Source organism: Roseibium litorale (assembly GCF_014842915.1).
GTDB classification, from domain to species: Bacteria; Pseudomonadota; Alphaproteobacteria; order Rhizobiales; family Stappiaceae; genus Roseibium; species Roseibium litorale.
In genome coordinates this window covers 119,855-136,641 of record NZ_JACYXI010000002.1, presented here as the reverse complement: position 1 = coordinate 136,641, position 16,787 = coordinate 119,855, and the positions used below count along the sequence as shown (strand labels likewise).

Annotated in this window: 16 protein-coding genes; 4 read left to right on the top strand and 12 right to left on the bottom strand. The window is 60.4% G+C overall.

Features of this window, described 5'->3' with window-relative positions:
* Window positions 1-43 precede the first annotated feature (43 nt).
* From IG616_RS04635 to IG616_RS04595, 9 genes are all read right to left on the bottom strand, one after another.
* Entirely contained in the window at window positions 44-1,528 is a 1,485-nt protein-coding gene (locus IG616_RS04635; protein WP_192146956.1) for a mannitol dehydrogenase family protein, read from the bottom strand.
* Window positions 1,529-1,626: 98 nt separating this feature from the next.
* Window positions 1,627-2,400: an L-iditol 2-dehydrogenase gene (locus IG616_RS04630; protein WP_192146955.1), complete on the bottom strand. Its 774-nt coding sequence runs from the start codon at window positions 2,398-2,400 to the stop codon at window positions 1,627-1,629.
* Window positions 2,397-3,410 carry an ABC transporter ATP-binding protein gene (locus IG616_RS04625; protein WP_192146954.1) on the bottom strand — a complete coding sequence of 338 codons (1,014 nt, stop codon included), beginning with the start codon at window positions 3,408-3,410 and terminating at the stop codon, window positions 2,397-2,399. The genes IG616_RS04630 and IG616_RS04625 overlap by 4 nt, the downstream gene beginning before the upstream one ends.
* A gap of 10 nt (window positions 3,411-3,420) precedes the next feature.
* The gene (locus IG616_RS04620) at window positions 3,421-4,251 is read right to left on the bottom strand and encodes a carbohydrate ABC transporter permease (protein ID WP_192146953.1); all 831 of its coding nucleotides are present in this window, start codon (window positions 4,249-4,251) and stop codon (window positions 3,421-3,423) included.
* A 1-nt stretch (window position 4,252) separates the two neighbouring features.
* Window positions 4,253-5,125, bottom strand: coding sequence for a carbohydrate ABC transporter permease (locus tag IG616_RS04615; protein WP_192146951.1), 873 nt, complete (start codon window positions 5,123-5,125; stop codon window positions 4,253-4,255).
* 77 nt (window positions 5,126-5,202) lie between these two features.
* Window positions 5,203-6,516: an ABC transporter substrate-binding protein gene (locus IG616_RS04610; RefSeq protein WP_192146949.1), complete on the bottom strand. Its 1,314-nt coding sequence runs from the start codon at window positions 6,514-6,516 to the stop codon at window positions 5,203-5,205.
* 369 nt (window positions 6,517-6,885) lie between these two features.
* The gene (locus tag IG616_RS04605; RefSeq protein ID WP_192146947.1) at window positions 6,886-7,842 is read right to left on the bottom strand and encodes a sugar-binding transcriptional regulator; all 957 of its coding nucleotides are present in this window, start codon (window positions 7,840-7,842) and stop codon (window positions 6,886-6,888) included.
* A gap of 16 nt (window positions 7,843-7,858) precedes the next feature.
* Window positions 7,859-8,584: an HAD family hydrolase gene (locus IG616_RS04600; RefSeq protein ID WP_192146945.1), complete on the bottom strand. Its 726-nt coding sequence runs from the start codon at window positions 8,582-8,584 to the stop codon at window positions 7,859-7,861.
* Window positions 8,585-8,693: 109 nt separating this feature from the next.
* Window positions 8,694-9,977, bottom strand: a complete 1,284-nt coding sequence (locus tag IG616_RS04595; RefSeq protein WP_192146943.1) for an amidase family protein — start codon at window positions 9,975-9,977, stop codon at window positions 8,694-8,696.
* Between the two features lie 280 nt (window positions 9,978-10,257).
* Here IG616_RS04595 and IG616_RS04590 point away from each other — a divergent pair, with 280 nt between their 5' ends.
* Window positions 10,258-10,671: a VOC family protein gene (locus IG616_RS04590; protein WP_192146941.1), complete on the top strand. Its 414-nt coding sequence runs from the start codon at window positions 10,258-10,260 to the stop codon at window positions 10,669-10,671.
* A gap of 21 nt (window positions 10,672-10,692) precedes the next feature.
* On the opposite strand, the gene arfB is transcribed toward IG616_RS04590, so the two are convergent.
* The gene (gene arfB, locus IG616_RS04585; protein WP_192146939.1) at window positions 10,693-11,163 is read right to left on the bottom strand and encodes an alternative ribosome rescue aminoacyl-tRNA hydrolase ArfB; all 471 of its coding nucleotides are present in this window, start codon (window positions 11,161-11,163) and stop codon (window positions 10,693-10,695) included.
* Window positions 11,164-11,376: 213 nt separating this feature from the next.
* On the opposite strand from arfB, the gene IG616_RS04580 reads away from it, so the two are divergent.
* Window positions 11,377-12,099, top strand: a complete 723-nt coding sequence (locus IG616_RS04580; protein WP_192146937.1) for a YfdX family protein — start codon at window positions 11,377-11,379, stop codon at window positions 12,097-12,099.
* Between the two features lie 95 nt (window positions 12,100-12,194).
* On the opposite strand, the gene IG616_RS04575 is transcribed toward IG616_RS04580, so the two are convergent.
* On the bottom strand, window positions 12,195-12,857 hold the full coding sequence (locus IG616_RS04575) for a TetR family transcriptional regulator C-terminal domain-containing protein (protein ID WP_192146935.1): 663 nt from the start codon (window positions 12,855-12,857) through the stop codon (window positions 12,195-12,197).
* Window positions 12,854-13,567, bottom strand: coding sequence for a TetR/AcrR family transcriptional regulator (locus IG616_RS04570; RefSeq protein ID WP_246476113.1), 714 nt, complete (start codon window positions 13,565-13,567; stop codon window positions 12,854-12,856). Before IG616_RS04570 ends, IG616_RS04575 begins: the two co-directional genes overlap by 4 nt.
* A 419-nt stretch (window positions 13,568-13,986) precedes the next feature.
* On the opposite strand from IG616_RS04570, the gene aptA reads away from it, so the two are divergent.
* The gene (aptA, locus tag IG616_RS04565; protein WP_192146933.1) at window positions 13,987-15,315 is read left to right on the top strand and encodes an omega-aminotransferase AptA; all 1,329 of its coding nucleotides are present in this window, start codon (window positions 13,987-13,989) and stop codon (window positions 15,313-15,315) included.
* A gap of 121 nt (window positions 15,316-15,436) precedes the next feature.
* Window positions 15,437-16,687 (top strand): Zn-dependent hydrolase, encoded by a 1,251-nt coding sequence (locus IG616_RS04560; RefSeq protein ID WP_192146931.1) that lies wholly within the window; start codon window positions 15,437-15,439, stop codon window positions 16,685-16,687.
* The last annotated feature ends 100 nt before the right edge of the window (window positions 16,688-16,787 follow it).

Below are 16,787 nucleotides of genomic sequence, written 5' to 3'. Positions count from 1 at the left end.
GGTCGTGCCCGTTTTGTCCGCATGAAGCCAGTCAGGAAGCAAATCAGGAGATCAATGTCTGACTGGAGAGATAGCGCTTCAAAACCGCACGGGCGCCGTCATCCCAGAGCGCCTTCAAATGGGCCGCAAAGGCCGTGAAGAAGGCTTCGTCCTGTCCGAGATCTCCGAAGACATCGGTCAGGGCAAGAAAGGCCGCCGGATCGTGGCGGGCTGACAGGGCTGCTGTCTGCAACTGATCACGCCGCTCATCTTCCAAAGCAATGCCCGAGCTGTTATCCGCCGTCAGGGCGCAATAGCGGCACCAGAAGGCCACCTCCAGAGCAAGTCCGTTCAAGGGCCTCCCGGCCCTGCGCGCATCCGTAACGCTTGGCAGGATGAACTTCGGCTGCCGGTTCGAGCCATCCAGGCACAGCCGGGCAATCGTGTCGCCAACGGCAGGATTGGCGAAGCGTTCAGCACAGGTCTCCAGATAGGTCTCGAAGGAAATTCCGGGAATCATTGGAACAATCGGGATCACCTCTGAGCGGATCAGCGCCTTGAGCCAGCCCGCGATATCCGGATCGCTCATGGCTTCATGGACATAGGTGTAACCTAGAAGCGCAGATGGATAGGCAATTGCCGCGTGGCCACCGTTGAGAATCCGGAGCTTCATCAGCTCATAAGGCGCCACGTCTTCCACGAACTCGACACCAACTTCCTCAAGACGCGGCCGGCCGCGCGGGAAATGATCCTCCATCACCCACTGGCGGAAAGGCTCGCAGGCCACCGGAGCAGCATCGGCAATGCCGAATGTGTCGCGCACAAGCGTCCTCTCCCGCTCGGATGTGGCCGGCGTGATGCAGTCGACCATGCTGCTGGGGAAAGCAACTTCATTTTCAATCCATCCCGCGAGATCCGGCGTCAGCAGCCTTGCGAGACCAACAACCGCCTGTTTGGCGACCTTGCCATTCTCCGGAAGATTGTCACAGGACAGAACCGTAAAGGGCGCAATGCCGCTGTCCTTGCGCAAGGCTAGGGCGGCAATCAGAATGCCAAAGATGGTTTGCGGATCGCCAGTGCGGGACAAGTCCCCCTGAATATCTGGATGCCCCGCGTCGAAACCACCGGTCTTGGCGTTCACATAGTATCCGCCCTCGGTAATGGTCAGGGTCACGATCCGGATTTCCGGCCGGATCAGGGTCCTGATCAGAGCGGTGGGGTCAATGCCGGTAAAGCCGATCATGGCCCCGGTCACCCGTGCGTTCAGCCCATGGGGATCCAGCTCGACAACGGTTGTCAGCCAGTCCTGGGCTTCCAGCGTCTCGCGCATGGCCGCGTCATACGGCTTCACACCTGCCCCGATCAGGGCCCAGTCATGATCCAGCCCCTTGTTGAACAGCCGGTCGAGATAGACCGCCTGATGGGCCCGGTGGAAGTTGCCGACACCGATGTGCACGATGCCAGGTGTGAGGTCTTCACGGGCATAAGACGGTATTGCAATGGCGCTGCCGAGTTCCGGAAGGGTTTTGAGAGACAGTTGACGTGCCACTTTCGCCTCGTAGTATTTTGGGGCCGTGACCGGGATAAATTGATGGGCCGGTCCGGACAGGTTCTGATTTTTTGGGGTGACCTGGAGGGTTTGCGCCGTCAGCTCATCCAGTTGCCGCCATCCACGTTGTAGGTTTGGGCGACCACGTAGTCGGCGTCGGAGCTGGCGAGAAACACCGCCATTCCGGTCAAGTCCTGAGCCGTTCCCATGCGCCCGAAGGGCACGGCCTCGCCAACAAGGCGTTTCTTTTCGCCAAGCGGCCTGTTCTCGTATTTCGCAAACAGCGCGTCGACACCTTCCCAATGCTCGCCCTCGACCACACCGGGCGCGATCGCATTGACGTTGATGCCGTATTTTATAAGGTCGAGTCCGGCGGACTGGGTTAGGCTGATGACGGCGGCTTTGGTGGCGCAATAGACGGCGACAAGTGCCTCGCCACGGCGGCCAGCCTGGCTTGCCATATTGATGATCTTGCCACCCTGCCCACGCGCGATCATGGACTTGGCCACGGCCTGCAGCATGAACAGGGTGCCAGCCACATTGATCGAAAACAGCCGGTCGTAGCTCTCCCGGCTGATCTCGACGATGGGAGCGAGATCGAACAGGGCGGCATTGTTGATCAGGATGTCGATGCCGCCAAAAGCCGTTCCCACTTCCGCAACCGCCGCATCAATGCTGTCCTGGCGGGTCACATCCAGATGAACCGCGATGCAGCCATTGCCGATGTCCTCTGCCGTTGCGCGCGCCCGATCAAGATCAATGTCCGCGATGGCGACCCTTGCCCCTTCGCGGGCGTAAGCTTCGGCGAAAGCCTTGCTGATACCGCGAGCGGCACCGGTGATAAGCGCTGCCTTATTCTCAAGCCGCATCATTCCGCCCCCTGTCCAAGGGTCAGCCCGTTTGCATCGAAACGGTGAAGGTTTTCAGCAACCGGGGAAATGAACACGGTGTCGCCATGGCGAACGCCTGCCTCGCCCTGAACCCGGACGGTCAGAGGGTCCGTGCCCGGCACATTCACATAAAGAAACGTGTCGGACCCCAGATGCTCGGCCACGCCCACCTTGCCCTTCCAGGTGCCGTCCGTGGTGGACAGCAGGCAATGCTCGGGGCGGATACCTATCGTATGCGCGCCGTGGCGGGCAGCCTGCTCGCCAGTAATGAAATTCATCTTCGGTGAGCCGATGAACCCGGCAACGAACTGATTGGCCGGAGTGCGGTAGAGCTCCAGCGGAGAGCCGACCTGCTCGATGCGCCCTGCCCTCAGAACGACGATCTTGTCGGCCATGGTCATGGCTTCCACCTGATCATGGGTCACATAGATCATCGTGGTGGCGAGCGACTGGTGCAGCTCGGAGATTTCCAGGCGCATGTTGACACGCAAGGCGGCATCCAGGTTGGACAGCGGCTCGTCGAAGAGAAAGGCCGCAGGTTCGCGCACGATGGCGCGGCCGATGGCAACGCGCTGGCGCTGGCCGCCGGACAACTGCCCCGGACGGCGGTCCAGGTAGTCGGTCAGGTTCAGAACCTTGGCGGCCGCTGTGACGCGCCGTTCCTGCTCCGCCGGATCCATCTTCGCCATCTTCAGCGGAAAGGCGATGTTCTTGCGCACCGACATATGCGGATAGAGCGCATAAGACTGGAACACCATCGCCAGACCACGCTTCGCGGGCGGCACTTCGGTCGCCTCCCGGCCGTCGATCTCGATCGTGCCGCTGGAAACGTCCTCCAGTCCGGCGATCAGACGCAGCAGCGTGGACTTGCCGCAGCCGGACGGCCCAACGAAGACCACGAACTCGCCTTCGTTGATGTCCAGATCCAGCGGCGGAATGACCTCAGCATCGCCGAAGGCCTTGGTGACTTGCTTCAAGGAAATCTTGCCCATCGGTCCGGTCCTATTTCACTGCGCCGAAGGTCAGGCCGCGCACCAGCTGCTTCTGGCTGAACCAGCCGAGAACCAGAATGGGAGCGATGGCCAGCGTCGAGGCGGCAGAAAGCTTTGCGTAAAAGAGGCCTTCCGGGCTGGAATAGCTCGCGATGAAGGCGGTGAGCGGAGCGGCCTTGGCCGCAGTCAGGTTGAGGGTCCAGAAGGCTTCGTTCCAGGCCAGGATGATGTTGAGGAGCAAGGTCGAGGCAATGCCCGGCACCGCCATCGGCGTCAGCACATGGACCACCTCCTGCCAGAGTCCTGCCCCATCCATGCGGGAAGCTTCCAGGATCTCGCCCGGGATCTCCTTGAAGTAGGTGAAGAGCATCCAGACGATGATCGGCAGGTTGATCAGGGTCAGGACAATCACCAGACCGGTACGGGTGTCGAGCAGGCCAAAATCCCGGAACAGCAGATAGATCGGGATCAGGACGCCGACGGGTGGAAGCATCTTGGTCGACAGCATCCACATCAGCACGTCCTTGGTCCGCTTCGCCGGGACGAAGGCCATGGACCAGGCGGCGGGAATGGCGATGGCCAGGCCCAGCAGCGTGGAGCCGACGGAGATGATCACCGAGTTCATGAAGTGCAGGAAATAGTCCGAGCGTTCATTGACTTCGGTGTAGTTCTCCAGAGTCCAGTCGAAGAAGACGAAGGACGGCGGTGAGGCAATCGCCTCGGCTTCGGTCTTGAAGCTCGTCAGCACGGTCCACAGGATCGGGAAAAAGATCGTGATCCCGATCGCCCAGGCGGCGAGCGTCACGGCTGCCTTGCGGCGGTTTGAAACGCGTCTTGCCATCTCACGCCTCCAGGTTCTTGCCGATCATCCGCATCAGGAAGACCGCAACAATGTTGGCGAGAATGACGGCAACGATACCGCCGGCGGAACCGCCGCCCACGTCGAACTGAAGCAGCGACTGGGCGTAAACCAGATAGGTGATGTTGGTCGAAGACGTTCCCGGCCCGCCGTTGGTCGTCACCAGGATCTCGGCGAAGACGGACAGCAGGAAGATGGTCTGGATCAGGATTACCACCGTGATCGCACGGGACATGTGCGGCAGCACGATATAGACGAACCGGTTGAGGAAATTCGCGCCGTCCATCTCGGAGGCCTCCAGCTGCTCCTGATCCAGGGACTGGAGCGCGGTCAGCAGAATGAGCGTCGCGAAAGGCAGCCACTGCCAGGCCACGATCAGAATGATGGACGCCAGAGGGGCATGGGCCAGAAAGTCGAAAGGCTGCAGGCCGAGCGCCTTGGCGAGATAGGCAAAGAGGCCGTTGACCGGATTCATGAACATGTTCTTCCACACCAGCGCGGATACCGTGGGCATGACGAAGAACGGAGCAATGACGAGGATGCGGACGATCCCCTGCCCCCAGAATGGCTGATCGAGCAGCAGGGCGAGCAGCGTTCCGCCGACAATCGTAATGACGAGCACACCGCCCACCAGCAGCAACGTGTTGGTGAGCGCCGCGAAAAACGCAGGGTCGGTAAGAAAGTACTCGTAATTGGTGAAGCCGATGAACTGTTCCATTCCCGGCATGAGCAGATTGTAGCTCAGGAACGAGAAGTAGATGGTCATCGACAGCGGAATGATCATCCAGCCAAGCAGCAGAAGCACGGCGGGAGAGATCATGAGCCGGGCCGCGGCACGGGAATGTGCGGTCGCCATGGGATCAACCAATCTGGTGAGATGTGAAAAAGGGAAGCTGGCCCGCTGTCCGGGCCAGCTTCAGTCATCTGCGCGGCTTACTTGATGTAGCCGGCCTTTTTCATGGTGCGCTCGGTGATCGACTGCGCATTTGCAAGAGCTGCATCCGCAGTCACGCTTCCGGCGAGAGCGGCCGAGAAGGCCTGACCGACAGCGGTGCCGATGCCCTGGAATTCAGGGATCGCGACGAACTGCACGCCGACATAGGGCACCTCATCGACCGTCGGGTGCTGCGGGTCAGCCGCGTTGATGCTTTCCAGCGTCATTTTGGCGAAGGGCGCGGCTTCCTGGTACTTCGGGTTCTCGTAGAGGGATGTGCGGGTACCCGGAGGAACGTTCGCCCAGCCTTCCTTTTCCGCGACCAGATCGAGGTATTCCTTGGAGGTTGCCCAGGCGACGAACTTCTTCGCAGCTTCGGTCTTCTGAGACCCTGCCGGGATGGCCAGGTTCCAGGCCCAGAGCCAGTTGCCGCGCTTGCCGAGGCCCTTGTCCGGAGCCAGTGCAAAGCCGACCTTGTCCGCGACCGTGCTGTCCTTCGGATTGGTTACGAAAGATGCTGCCACGGTGGCGTCGATCCACATGCCGCACTTGCCGGTCTGGAACAGGGACAGGTTTTCGTTGAAGCCGTTGTTGGAGGCGCCCGGAGGACCATAGTTGGTCATCAGGTCGAGATAGTCAGTCAGGGTTGCCTTCCAGGCTTCGCCATCGAACTGGGGCTTCCAGTCCATGTCGAACCACTTGGCGCCGTAGGAATTAGACATCGCGGTCAGGAAGGCCATGTTCTCTCCCCAACCGGCCTTGCCGCGCAGGCAGATGCCATAGACTTCCGCTTCCTTGTCGGTCATCACGGCAGCGGCCTTCTTGATGAAGTCCCAGGTCGGCGCATCCGGCATTTCCAGACCGGCCTTCTCCATCAGGTCCTTGCGGTACATGACCATGGAGCTTTCGCCATAGAACGGAGCGGCATAAAGCTTGCCATCGACGGTCAGGCCGCCACGGATCGCGGGCAGCAGGTCGTCGGCGTCGTAATCGGCGCCCAAATCGTCCAGCTCGACCAGCCAGCCCTGCTTCGCCCAGATCGGCGCTTCATAGGTGCCGATGGTCATGATGTCATACTGGCCACCCTTGGTGGCGATGTCGGTGGTCACGCGCTGGCGCAGAACGTTTTCTTCCAGCGTGACCCATTCCAGCTCGATATCCGGGTTCTTGGCCGTGAATGCATCGGTCAGCTTCTGCATGCGGATCATGTCGCCGTTGTTCACGGTCGCAATCGTCAGCTTCTCAGCGAGAGCAGGTGAAACGGCAAGCGTCAATGCGGTCGCGCCCAGAAGGACGCGTACGAATTTGGTCATGATTTCCTCCCAAAGCTCACAGTGTGAAAATCACTGTTTGAGCATTTGCTAATCTAGCGGGCAAATACTCACAAAACTCTCCCCATACGTCAAGGCAGCCTGCCACGTTGCCGCAAACTTTCGTTGCTGCATCGCGGAACCTCTTTTTTATTCAGCCTGTTAATGAAGTTACTTCAGAGCAGCCCGCCGGATGTTAGCGGCATCCCACACAGCTAATGCGCGTGATCGGGGTGATGGTACTCGTGTTTCATTGGATGCTTGTGGTTGATCCAAACCATCCAGAGGGCAAATGCACCTGCGATCAGATTGAGCCAGAATGTGTAATAAGGCTGAACCGGGTTAGCAGAAAGTTCCGAGAGACCCGCCGAACTAGACGGCCAGAAGACGTTCGGCGGTCATCTCGTTGGTGATCAGCCCACTGAGCAATCTGCCGGTCAGCGCCCCGTGGATGGCTTTGACCTTCATTTCACCGGCAGCAATTCCGATCACCGCGCGTCCGATAGCTGGCAGAAGCGGAGCGCTTGCGACCCGGTCATTCGTCAGACCGTTGATAAGCTGGCCATCCCGGTCATAAACCCAGCTGGTGATTTCGCCCACCGCTCCGGCTGCGCACAGATCCTCAAGCTCCTGATGATTGATGAAGCCATCAACGTAGAGCGGCGCCGTCTCGTCCATGTTGCCGATGCCGACAAATGTCACATCCGCCTGCTTTGTCAGGTCAAGAATGTTGTGCACCGGCTCCAGATTGTGGAGCAGCGTCCGCTCTTCAGTTGATCTTGCGAACACGGGCAGAGGCATGGGGTAATGCTTGGCATTGACCCGGTCCGCCATGCGGATGATCACGTTGTAAGCTGAGGCGGAACCATCGAAATTCATGTTGCCCAGCAGCGAGACGATCTTGTGCTGGGGGCAATCCATGGAGGGAAGCTGATCGACAGAAGCCCGCAAGGCACGGCCCGTACCGAAGGCAATGACCTTCGGCTCTGCGCATTTGAGGTGACGCTCCATCTCTGCCGCAGCGGTCTGGGCAAGCCCGGTGGTGGCTGACGGGTTGGCCGGATCACTGGGCACGATCTCGCAAAGATCGAGACCGAACCTCGCTTTCATCCGTTCCGCCAGTTCCATGCACCGGGCAATCGGATGGTCGAGCCGCACCTTGATCAACCGTTCGCTGACGGCCAGAGACACCAGACGCTGGGCGGACTGGCGAGAGACGCCGAGCTTCCGTGCGATCTCATCCTGGGTGTTCCCGGCCACGTAATAAAGCCAGCCCGCGCGGGCCGCTTCGTCGAGACGCAGTGCCTCACTGTCAGATTTTCCAGCCATGGTCGGGTTCCGGATGTTAGGCGTCTCGTTTTCTCAAGTGAGGGGCCATATCAAAAAATACGTCCCAGGTCTTGAAAAACGGCACGGGCGGCGTCACCGGCGCCTTTGCGGCATCGGACGCATCAAGATGGCTGCCGCCGACGAAATGCGCCACCTGCATGCCGGCAGCTTTGGCCGCAACCAGTCCGGGATAGCTGTCCTCAATCACGAGACAGGCCTCGGGCGCAACGTCAAACGCCTTGGCGGCATGAAGAAAAAGATCCGGCGCGGGCTTGCCGTTTTGGACCAGTGAAGCGGTAAAAACCGCGTCTGGAAAATAGTCCGCAAGGCCCGTCAAGGCGAGCGAATGCGCTGCCCTTGGTGGCGAGCTGCTGGTGGCAACGCAGGCCGCACAGCCAAGGTTGCCGAGAACGTCGAAAATACCTGGAACAGGTTTCAATTCCCGGTCAAAGGCTTCGAGCAGGTTCCTGCGGTAATCGGCCTCAAAGCTCTCATGCAGCTGCACCTGAAAATCAGAGCGGACGCTGGCCGCCACTTTCGGAAAGCTCCGGCCGAGGAAATTCGCCTTGAAATAGGCAAAGTTGACATCGACGCCTTCATCTTTCAGCGCCTGCATCAGCACCCGGGCACTAATGATCTCGCTGTCGATCAGAACGCCGTCACAATCAAAGATCACAAGCCCAAACGGCCCGGGAAAAACCGGTGGCTTCAGCCGGTCGGAAAACAGAGACGAGGAATCCATTTGTTGATGCCGTGCGCTTTCAAGACAACCGCGAAGAAAGGCGGATAGGGAATCATAGCTGGACTTCTGACGCTGCGCCAAGGTTTTGGCACAAGCGGAGACGCCCAGCTCAGAAGGAGGCCGCCGCCTCGACCGCCTTCGCCGCTGCAAGGAGCGGAACGTCCATGCCCCCTGCTCCGGTCAGCATGGCGCTGAGAACAAAACCGTCATGCCGGAAAGGAATCGCTACGCTGCAGCCATCCGCGCTGTTGGCAAGCGAAGGGTTCCGCAAAGCCAGGAGGTTAAGCCTGCTGAAGGCGTCGTCGTCTTTAAGGTCTTCAAGTAAAGGCGGAAGAACCGGCACTGTCGGCAGAAGCAGAAGATCCGGTCCGAGTTCCACGGAAAAGGCGCGGACGAACTCCTGGTGCCGGTTCAGGGTCTGCCGGTAAGTCACTGCGGAAATCTCGTCCGCGCGGGCCATACGGGCATGAACGCGCGGGTCGAAGTCCCCGGCCCGGTTCTGGAAAAAGTCCTCGTAATGAGCGCGAGATTCCACCGCGGTCAGATGCCAGGCGGCAATCTGCTTGTGCAGCTCTATGGCTTCGATCCGCCGTTCAGCGATCTCAAAGCCAGCGGTCCGCAAATGCTCCTTCAGAGCAGAAAAACCGGCGGCGACTACGGGATCAAGATCCTCAAGGCCAAAGTTCTCAGGAACAATGAGCCGTCCAATCTGAGGCGCGCAGGACTCTGTTGGGCGACCTGCCATCACCTGCCAGGCAATTTCGCAGGCGGCCACAGACTTCGCCATGGGCCCGAAGCTGTCCAGCGTGTCCGAAAGTGGATTGCCGCCGTCCATCGGAACACTCTTCTGCGTCGGCTTGAACCCGGTGATGCCAGAAAACGCTGCCGGAATGCGCAGGGATCCGCCCGTATCGCTGCCGATCGCGATGTCACACAGATCCAGAGCCACGGCGACCGCTCCGCCGCTGGTCGACCCTCCCGGCGCGCACCCCGGATAGGCCGGATTGGCAGGAGTGCCGTAGTGAGGATTGAGACCGATGCCGGAATAGGCGAATTCCGACATGTTCGTCAGCCCGGTGAAGACCGCCCCGGCCTGACGCAACCGGGCAATGCAGGGTGCGTCCTGTTCCGCAGGAGCGTTGTCCGCCAGGACCTTGGCAGCGGAGGTCGTGACCTCGCCCTCCACATCGAACAAGGCCTTGACGCTGACGAGTGCACCGGCAAGCGTAGAGCTGATCTGTGCGGCGGCCTGTGCCTGCTGACGGGCGAGACTGGGGAGCAGCTTGGTAAAGATGGACGCGGCGGCCGGGTCGCCGTCCATCCGCGCCAGAACCGCTTCGGTCCGGGCCGCAGCCGAGGCCCCATTCCAGGCAAATTCCGTCCTTGAGCTCATCTCACGCCATCCCCTCATCGCGATCCTTCTGCCTTACGGCTTATCGGAAAGCGCCAGTCTCTTGTAGCCTCAATATTCCGGACTGTTCCAACACCGTTTCCACAACGCCTCCAGAGAGCCTTGTCATAGTGCCTAAAGAACTGTTTCACGGAGAACATTAGCCGGATAAATTTATCCGTGAAACATGCTTTGAAGCTGAACCTAAACCAGTGTTATTCAAGCAAGCTGAACCCGACTCAGCATATGCTGACACTCCTTCGCACAGCCGGACAGGCCCGCCATGAACCAGTCTCTCTGCCTCATGTCTCTTGTCGTAAGAGATTATGATGAAGCCATCGCCTTCTACACACAGAAGCTTGATTTCGAGCTGATTGAGGACACCTATCAGCCCGGGCAGGACAAGCGCTGGGTGACCGTCCGCCCCAAGGGCCAGAGCGGCGCGTCTCTCCTCCTCGCCAGAGCTTCAAAACCCGAACAGGAAGCGTTCATCGGCCATCAGGCCGGAGGGCGTGTGTTCCTGTTTCTCCAGACCGAGGATTTCTGGCGGGACTATCAGCGCTATCTCGACCGGGGCATCGAGTTTGTCCGCCCGCCCAATGAAGCGGATTACGGTACGGTTGCCGTTTTCAAGGACCTCTATGGCAATCTGTGGGATCTGATCGAATTCTCCGGCCCGAGCCGTCTGACCGGCTAGGGATAGAAGACCGCGCAGCCTTCAGTCCATTGCGCCGGAGCGGCCGCGCATCTTCTTGATTTCACCGCGCTGCTTTTTGGATTCAAGCCGCCGCTTCTTGGAGCCAAGCGTCGGCTTTGTGGCCTTGCGCGGTTTCGGGCGCTCGCAAGCCTTTTCCAGCAGAGCCACCAGTCTCTCCAGCGCGTCCTCACGATTGCGCTCGCGGGTCCGGAACCGGTCGGCCTGAATCAGGATCTCTCCGCCAAGGGTCAGCCGGCTCCCGGCCAGGCGGGCCGCCCGTGCCTTCACGTCCGCAGGCAGCGTCGCGTTTCCCTCCAGATCGAACCGTAGCTGCACGGCAGTCGAAACCTTGTTGACGTTCTGCCCGCCCGGCCCGGAAGCGCGGATGAAGTCTTCGGACAGATCCTTCTCCGATATCGCATAGCGGTCCGTGACAGCTATATGGCGCCGGCCCAATCCTGGCCCCTGGCTCTGCTCTTCTGCGCCGCCCATCGTGTCCCCGCTTGCGTAATCCTGAGTCGCCTTAAACCTGCCTGAATGCCCCAAAGAGGTCAAAACCAAGGCATGTCACATGAAGAATCTTTAACAGAACAATAGCTTGCAGCTGCGATTGGCAGACCCACATGACCTGTTGTCCTCCGACGATGGCAGCCGCGAAAACGACGGCCGGGCCGGAAGGTTATACGTAACCGAGGAGATACGATCATGAAAACGAAGACAATTTTTGCCCCTGTTGCCGCCGCCATTCTTCTGGCAGGAACTGCTGCGGGATCCGTCTATGCCGCGGAGGCCATGAAGACAGCACCTGCCCCGGCAACGCAGGGCGAACAGGCGGCAAAACCTGTGGCGGTGGCCCAGCCAGCCGCAGCCAAGAAGGACAGCACAAAGCTTGAAAAGGACTTTCTGAAGCTTTCCGACGACGGTGGCAGTGCGATGGAAGCCCTGCATGCAGCCCGGATCGCCATCTATAACGGCGACATCAAGGCAGCAACAGATCTGGTCGCCAAGGCCCAGACCTTCTCCACCTCCGCCAAGGCCGATGCAACCAAGCTCGACAAGGTGGCCGCAGCCAGCACGAAGGTAGACGCGGACAAGGATTACGTGCCGCTTGCCTCGCAGATCATGGTTCAGGACGCCTATTCGGTGAAGCCCGAGGACGCCGGCCACCTGACCAAGGCCAACGCGGCCTTGAAGAAGGGTGATCACAAGCAGGCCGCGGAAGAAGCGGTTCTGGTCGATCAGAACGTCAGCTACGCCTTTGCCGTGGTTCCCTATGACACGCTGTCCTCGAGCCTCGACACCGCAAGCACGGCGCTGAAGAACAACGATGCCCAGGCGGCGAACATGGCGCTGAAGAAGGCCGAAGATGCAGTGGTCTTTGACACCGTGTCCATGGACATGGGACCGTCAACGGCCTCCCAGAGCTAAGGCCCGCAGCTGAGCCAGAAGCTCGAACCTCTTAGGCAGCCCACGCCCAAAGAAAGCCCGGGCCGCACCACCTGGCAATCAGATACCAGTCTCCCTCAGGCGGGGCCGGGCGTAAGCCCGACCCCGCTGAGCACCATGGCAATCACGGCCTCTTCCGCTCCTTTGCGGAAGTCCGGATCCTTCAGGTTCTGCCCGGTCAGGAGTTCTATCTGCGTCTGGAAATCCGCGTAATGCTGGGTCATCGCCCAGATCAGGAAGATCAGATGCACCGGATCAGTCTCACGGATCTTGCCCGCGGCGATCCAGTGGCGGATGACCTCCGACTTCTCCGCCACCAGCCCCTTCAGATCCTCTTCTAGAACCCGCCGGATGCGCGGAGCGCCCTGCATCACCTCGTTGGCGAAAAGCCGTGAGGCTTCCGGCAGTTCGGCGGACATTTGAAGTTTCTGCCGGATATAGGCGGACAGCTCCGTGGCCGGGTCCCGGTCCGGATCGAGCATGCGCAAGGGGGCGAGCCAGACGTCCAGGATATGCTCCAGCACCGCCTCGTAAATGTCAGGCTTCGAAGCGAAATAATAGAGCAGGTTAGACTTGGACATGCCCGCTTCGCCTGCAATCTTTTCGATGGTCGTTCCCGAATAACCGAACCGCGAGAATTGCCCTAGAGCGGCCTCCAGGATCTTGGCCCTGTTCATCTCCTGAATGCGGCTCAGTCCATCTGGCCGCTGCTTCTTCGACTGCCGCTTTGCGCCGCTCATGCCCGGCCCCCGTTCTGCTTTGTTTCAAGTCCTGCGGGCCGGATGCCCACCCCGGCAAGGATGATCGCCACCACGGTTTCCTTCGCCCGCTCGAACTGAGCGTCGCTGAGAGGCTCGCCATTGTTCAATGTGTGGATCTGGTGATTGAAATCCGCATAGTGCTGGGTGGTTGCCCAGATCATATAGAGCAGGCTGCGCGGATCGATCGGGGCCATGCGGCCTTCCGCGATCCAGCGCTCGATTACGGCGATGCGTGTGTCCGTCCACTCGCCAAGGGTGGTCTCCAGATAGTCCTGGATGACCGGCGCCTTGTGCAGGATCTCATTGGCCCAGACCTTGGACCCCATGGGGTGCTGGCGGGAAATATCCATCTTGGCGCTGATGTAGCGGGTCAGCGCCTCTTCCGGGTTGTCGCAATCGTCAAAGGTGTTGGCCGCATCCAGCCAGATCTGGAAGATATTCTCCACCACCTGCCGGTAAAGCGCTTCCTTGGTGGAAAAATAATAGTGCAGGTTGGCCTTGGGAATGCCGGCCCTATCCGCGATCTTGCCCGTAGTCGCGCCCTTGAAGCCATATTCCGCAAACACATCCTCCGCCGCCTTCAGGATCAGGCGCTCCGTTTCGGCGCGGGCAAGGCTGCGCGGTGTCTGGGCGGAGGGGTCAGTGGCGGGCGCGGGCAGCGGGGTCGGTGTTTGGGGCTTATCGGACAATGTCGTACCATGATCAAGTTTTCAGCATGCCGATTGAATTATCATCTTGACCGTTTGGTCAAGTCTTCATAACGTCTTCCTGACCGTTTGGTCAGGTTTCATGCGCGCCAGGGCAGTACCCGGCAGCCGCAGGAAGTCTGCGCCGGGCGGCATAAGAAGAAAAGGGATGCTGGCAAACAGCACCCGGGTGCCGGAACAATGGCACCGCTCCAGAGAATGTACCGGCACTTCAAAAGGGACTGCCAAAGCCCCAAGAAGATGTCACAGTGGGAACAGCCCGGATGGCCGCCCTGTCAGGGTTTGCAAACCGGATCCGGAAAGCCGGATCTTTCGCAAACCAGCCAGAGGCAGGACGCTTTTCCGAGCTTTAAAGAACCAGCAGATCCGGCCCGCACCCGGCGGCGCCGCAAGGAGGACGTATGTCGACTTCGACATCAGCCGCGACAAACAATCTGGAAGCTTTCTGGATGCCGTTTACGGCAAACCGCCAGTTCAAGCAGGCACCGCGCATGTTCGTTGGGGCCAAGGACATGCATTACACCACTTCCGATGGCCGACAGGTGCTGGATGGCACGGCGGGCCTTTGGTGCTGCAATGCCGGCCACAGCCGCCCGAAGGTGGTGGAAGCGGTTCAGAAACAGATTGCCGAACTGGATTATGCCCCGGCTTTCCAGATGGGCCACCCCAAGGCTTTCGAACTGGCGGCCCGCCTCGCTGCCATGATGCCGAGCCCGCTGAACCATGTGTTCTTCACCAACTCCGGCTCTGAAAGCGTCGACACGGCGCTGAAGATCGCGCTCGCCTATCAGCGCGCCATCGGCCAGGGCACCCGCACACGCCTGATCGGCCGCGAGCGCGGCTATCACGGCGTCGGCTTCGGCGGCATCTCCGTTGGCGGCATCGTCTCCAACCGCAAGAATTTCGGCACCATGCTCACTGGCGTGGATCACATGCGCCACACCCATGATCTTTCCCGCAACGCCTTCTCGCGCGGTATTCCGGAAAACGGCGCCGAATATGTCGAGGATCTGATCCGCATCATCCAGCTGCACGATGCCTCCACCATCGCGGCGGTCATCGTCGAGCCGGTTGCAGGCTCCACCGGCGTGCTGATCCCGCCGAAGGGCTACCTGGAGCGTCTGCGCAAGATCTGCGACGACAACGGCATCCTTCTGATCTTCGACGAAGTCATCACCGGCTTCGGCCGTCTTGGCACTCCGTTCGCAACCGACTTCTTCGGCGTCACGCCGGATCTGGTCACCACCGCCAAGGGCATCACCTCCGGTGTGATTCCCATGGGTGCGGTCTTCTGCTCTTCCTCGATCTATGATGCGTTCATGACCGGGCCGGAGCATATGATCGAGCTGTTCCACGGCTATACCTACTCGGCGCATCCGATTGCCTGTGCGGCGGCCCTCGGCACACTGGACACCTATGAGGAAGAAGGCCTGCTGACCCGTGCCTCCGAGCTTGCCCAGTACTGGGAAGACGGTCTGCATGCGCTCAAGGACTGCCCGCATGTGATCGATATCCGCAACCTCGGCCTGATCGGCGCCATCGAGCTGGAACCGATTGCGGGTGAGCCGACCAAGCGGGCCTTCTCGGCTTTCCTGAAGGCCTATGATGACGGCATCCTGATCCGCACCACCGGCGACATCATCGCCCTTTCCCCGCCGCTGATCATCTCGAAGGCGCAGATCGACGAGTTGTTCGACAAGCTGCGCAAGGTGCTTCACGCCATCGGTTGACAATGGCGCTGGGGCACCTTTGCCCCAGACACAAACACAGACAGGAGATGCGGCGCCTGGCGCGGCCGCGCCGCATCTTCCTCAAGACCTTTGACACGACAAACATTCAAGGAGAGCGGGCATGGCAGCTCCGGGCGAAAACCTTCGGATCAACGGCGACCGGCTGTGGGACAGCCTGATGGAGATGGCGAAGATCGGACCCGGCATCGCGGGGGGCTGCAACCGCCAGACGCTCACCGACGAAGACGCCGAAGGCCGCAAACTGTTCCAGACATGGTGCGAGGACGCAGGCCTGACCATGGGCGTCGACAAGATGGGCACCATGTTCATGACCCGGCCCGGCACCGATCCGGACGCCCTGCCCGTTTATGTTGGCTCGCACCTCGACACCCAGCCGACCGGCGGCAAATATGACGGCGTGCTTGGTGTACTCGGCGCGTTGGAAGTGGTGCGCACGATGAACGACCTCGGCATCAAGACCAAGCACCCGATCGTCGTTACCAACTGGGCCAACGAGGAAGGTGCGCGCTTTGCGCCCGCCATGCTCGCCTCCGGCGTCTTTGCCGGTGTCCATACCCTCGAATACGGCTATGGCCGCAAGGATCTTGAGGGCAAGACCTATGGCGAGGAGCTGGAGCGCATCGGCTGGCTGGGCGACGAAGACGTCGGCGCCCGCAAGATGCACGCCTATTACGAACTGCACATCGAACAGGGCCCGATCCTGGAAGCCGAAGGCAAGGACATTGGCGTCGTCACCCATTGCCAGGGCCTGTGGTGGCTGGAATTCACCTTGACCGGCAAGGAAGCCCACACCGGCTCCACACCCATGGCCATGCGTGTCAATGCCGGGCTCGCCATGAGCCGGATCCTGGAAATGGTGCAGGACGTTGCCATGAGCGAGCAGCCGGGCGCTGTCGGCGGGGTTGGCCAGGTAAACTTCTCGCCCAACTCGCGCAACGTTCTGCCGGGCAAGGTCGTCTTCACCGTCGACATCCGCACGCCCTCCCAGGAGAAACTGGACCGCATGCGCGCAAAGATCGAGGCGGAAGCCGCCAGGATCTGCGAAGCGCTTGGCGTTGGCTGCTCCGTCGAGGCGGTCGGCCATTTCGACCCGGTCACCTTCGATGAAGAGCTTGTCGGTAACGTCCGCAAGGCCGCCGAACGGCTGGGCTATTCGCACATGAACCTCATTTCGGGCGCGGGCCACGACGCCTGCTGGGCCGCCAAAGTCGCCCCCGCCACCATGGTCATGTGCCCCTGCGTCGATGGTCTTTCCCACAACGAGGCGGAAGAGATCTCCAAAGATTGGGCCAAGGCGGGAACGGACGTGCTGTTCCATGCGGTCCTGGAGACGGCGGGGATCGTGGAGTGAGAAAAAGATTGGCACGTCCCGGCCTTCAGCCGGGACGGCATGGAGTTTGGAGCACAGCTGCAGGAACACGACGAAACGGAATAACTGACTTAGGGAGGCC